At 68.4% G+C, this 3,142-nt stretch carries 3 protein-coding genes; 2 read left to right on the top strand and 1 reads right to left on the bottom strand.

The genetic code is table 11. From position 1 onward, the window contains the following. Window positions 1–269: 269 nt before the first annotated feature. Window positions 270–782, bottom strand: coding sequence for a CinA family protein (locus V3572_RS11585; RefSeq protein WP_332111153.1), 513 nt, complete (start codon window positions 780–782; stop codon window positions 270–272). A gap of 171 nt (window positions 783–953) precedes the next feature. Between V3572_RS11585 and serS the strand changes: the two genes are divergently transcribed. Beyond that, window positions 954–2,234 (top strand): serine--tRNA ligase, encoded by a 1,281-nt coding sequence (gene serS / locus V3572_RS11580; protein WP_332111152.1) that lies wholly within the window; start codon window positions 954–956, stop codon window positions 2,232–2,234. Window positions 2,235–2,367: 133 nt separating this feature from the next. Continuing rightward, window positions 2,368–3,108, top strand: coding sequence for a hypothetical protein (locus tag V3572_RS11575; RefSeq protein ID WP_332111151.1), 741 nt, complete (start codon window positions 2,368–2,370; stop codon window positions 3,106–3,108). Window positions 3,109–3,142: the final 34 nt, after the last annotated feature.

The following is a 3,142-nucleotide window of genomic DNA, read 5'->3' as shown; positions in this document are numbered from 1 at the left end:
CCCTATCTCCTCGGACCGCTCGCTCACCGAAAGGGAGAACAGATTGGCCAGCACGGACAAACTACAGCTCAGCCAGGGCGGCGGCTTTGGAGGACGAGGCTGGGTATAAGGTTTTGAGGCAGCTTATCGTCGAGAAGGTTATGGAGCCGGTCTGGAACTCTTTTGTGGCTTCTTGCGTCCTGTCGGGGAAGGTTACCATAAGGGACTACTTCTCTCAGCCTGAGGTCCAAAAGGTTTCCCCCCTGGCCGCCGGAGGCGCCCTCTCCTGCTCAATCCGCCGGGGCCAGCCGGGCCAGCAGGTTGCCCAGGGCCGCCGCAGCGGTTTTGGCCTTGATTTCTTCCCGCGATCCCGTGAACTGGAAACACTGGGCGTCCGTCTCCCCGGGGGTGGCGAAGGCCATCCACACCGTGCCCACGGGCTTGTCCGGCGTGCCGCCATCCGGCCCGGCGAGGCCCGAGACGGCTACGGCGCAGGCCGCGCCGGTGGCCTTGCGGGCACCCTCGGCCATGGCCAGGACGGTCTCACGGCTCACGGCCCCGGCCGAGGCCAGGATGGCCCCGGGAACCCCGAGGAGCCCGGTTTTTATGCTGTTGGCGTAGGCCACCACCCCGCCCAGGTACCAGTCCGAGGCGCCGAGCTGGTTGGTCAGGATGTGGCCGACAAGGCCGCCGGTACAGGACTCGGCCGTGGCCAGGCTGAGCTGGCCTTCGGTCAGAAGCGCGGCCAGGCGGGGGACGATGGCCTGGGCGGCGTCCAGGGTTTTCGTGGCGATGTCGGTCATGAAAGGTCTCCTTCGACTTCGGACTATCCCAAAGCGGGTCGGCTGTCATGGCCCGGGCCGCCTGCCTGCCCCCCAGGCGGCTTCTTGACGCCGCGCGGGCCGCCCGCGTAAGACCCGGGCAGCGCCAGCGGCCGGTTTCGGGTCGCGGACACCATGCCAAGGAGCCGTTTTATGCTCGATCTCAAATATGTGCGCGTCCATTTCGAGGCCGTGCGCCAGGCCCTGTCCCGGCGCGGCCCCATCCCCGGCCTGGACGCCTTTCTGGAAAAAGACGCCGTGCGCCGCGAGCTGCTGTCCCGGGTGGAGGCCGTAAAGGCCGAGCGCAACCGGGTGTCGGCCGAGGTGGCCCGGGCCAAGCGCGAGGGCCGCGACGCATCGGGCATCCTGTCCGGGCTTTCGCGGGCCGCAGACGAGACCAAGGCCCTGGACGCCGAGCTGGCCGCCGTGGACGCCGAGGTGCGCGAGATCCTTCTGACCGTGCCCAACATCCCGCACCCCTCCACGCCTGACGGCAAAGACGAGAACGACAATCCCGTGCAGCGATCCTGGGGCGAGCCCCGGACCTTCGATTTTCCCGTGCGCGACCACCTGGACGTGGGCGCGGGCCTTGCGGGCCTGGACTTCGAACGGGCCGTGCGCATGTCCGGGGCCCGGTTTTGCGTGCTGCGCGGCGATCTGGCCCGGCTTGAACGGGCCCTGGTGGCCTTCATGATCGATCTGCACACGGCCGGGCACGGCTACCTGGAGATCGCCCCGCCGTACCTGGTGAACGGGGCCAGCCTTATGGGCACCGGGCAGCTTCCCAAGTTCGCCGAGGACTTGTTCAAGATCGAGGGCCAGGACCGCTACCTCATCCCCACGGCCGAGGTGCCCCTGACCAACCTGCACCGCGAAGAGACCCTGGCCGCCGAGAACCTGCCCCTGGCCTATACCGCCTACACCCCCTGTTTCAGGTCCGAGGCCGGTTCCTACGGCAAGGACACCCGGGGCCTGATCCGCCTGCACCAGTTCGACAAGGTGGAATTGGTGCGCATCTGCCGTCCCGAGGATTCCTATGTCGAGCTTGAGAAGCTCACGGGCCATGCCGAGGCCGTGCTGCAAAAGCTGGAACTGCCCTACCGGGTGGTCAGCCTGTGCGCCGGGGATCTGGGATTCGGCGCGGCCAAGACCTACGATCTGGAGGTCTGGCTGCCCGCCCAGGGAAAATACCGCGAGATTTCCTCCTGCTCCAACCTGGAGGACTTCCAGGCCCGCCGGGCGGACATCCGGATGAAGGACAAAGGGGCCAAAAAATCCGTCCTGGCCCATACCTTAAACGGCTCGGGGCTGGCCGTGGGCCGGACAATGGCCGCCATCCTGGAAAATGGCCAGAACGCCGACGGCTCCGTGACCCTGCCGACGGCCCTTGTGCCGTACATGGGCGGCCGCGACCGGCTTTCGCCCGTGGCCTGAGGCGACCTCGGCCGCCTGCCTGGGCGACCCTGCCCTGGCCCGGCGGGAGGGGCCGCCGCGCCAGTCCACGCCAGTCCGCAACAATCCGCAACAGTCTGGAACAGGCCGGGAAAAGGCGTATGCCGAGGCGACCATGAGCGATACGCACGAAAGGCCGGGCCGCCTGGTTCCTGACCCGCCCGGCCGGGCGGACGGGGAAGGGCTTTTTGCCGCGTCCGGCCAATGGGCCGGGGGCGCCCTGGCCGTGCATACCCTGACCGCCTCGGCCACGGCCGCTGAAACGGCCAGGCGGCTGGGGGCGGATTTTTTCGCGCCCGGGCGCTTTGCGGCCAAGGTGGGGGCGAAGGGCTTTGCGGGTTTTGCGGACCATGTGGCCCGGGTGTGGGACCAGTACCGGGGGCATGTGTTTTTTGCGGCCTGCGGCGCGGTGGTGCGGGTCATCGCGCCGCTTGTGCGCGACAAGGCCGTGGACCCGGCCGTGGTCGCGGCCGATCCGGCCGGGCGGTTCGTGGTCAGCCTGTTGTCCGGGCATCTGGGCGGGGCCAATGATCTGGCCCGGCTGACGGCCTCGGCGACCGGCGGGCAGGCGGTGATCACCACGGCCACGGACGCCGTGGGCGCGCCAGCGGCCGAGGTCATGGCGGCGCGTCTGGGCCTTGTCCTGGAAAACCGGGCGGCCCTGGCGGCGGTGAACGCGGTTTTGGCCGAGGGCGGGACCGTGGCGGTGTTTGATCCGGGCCACCGCTTCGAGGTGTCGGACCCGGGCCAGGCCCGGTTTTTTGAGTGGGTGTCGGACCCGTCGAGAAGTGGTCATCGGCCAGGTCAAGGCGGCCGAGCGCAAGATTTCGCTGGCCAACATTTTCACCAGACATAACGGTATCGCCAACATTTAAACCGCGAGGCGCTAA

The sequence above is a fragment of the Desulfolutivibrio sp. genome, assembly GCF_036584575.1.
Classification (GTDB): domain Bacteria; phylum Desulfobacterota; class Desulfovibrionia; order Desulfovibrionales; family Desulfovibrionaceae; genus Desulfolutivibrio.
The sequence above is the reverse complement of the archived record's forward strand: the minus strand, read 5'-3'. Positions and strand labels throughout refer to the sequence as shown.